This is a genomic window from Bradyrhizobium sp. Kon56 (assembly GCF_055807635.1).
In genome coordinates this window covers 1-263 of record NZ_JBVVOU010000465.1, presented here as the reverse complement: position 1 = coordinate 263, position 263 = coordinate 1, and the positions used below count along the sequence as shown (strand labels likewise).

Sequence of the window (263 nt, the reverse complement as noted above, 5' to 3'; positions counted from 1 at the left end):
GATCGGTTGGCGCGCGCGCTGAACAAGCGCTGAGTTCAGGGGCACTCGTCCAGTTGGGCGACATTGGCGTGGGGCACGAAGGTGATGGTTTTCTCCTTGGCCTGCGACGGTCGCACGATATAGCTGCCGTCCGAATCCGCCAGTATTCGCAGTTTCACGCTGCGTTGCGGGCTCTGGGCGTCGGCCAGCGCCGCAGGTACCTTGGCCTCGGCTGACCAGACCATCAGGGTGCAGGCTTCCGCATCGGGAGGGCGCGCCTGCAC

1 protein-coding gene is annotated in these 263 nt (G+C 65.4%); it reads right to left on the bottom strand.

All coding sequences use genetic code 11. The annotated features are described in order from the left end of the window. Window positions 1–35: 35 nt before the first annotated feature. Window positions 36–263, bottom strand: a 228-nt coding sequence (locus AC0L3B_RS39680) for a hypothetical protein (protein WP_473383329.1), incomplete at its 5' end; no start/stop codon positions are given.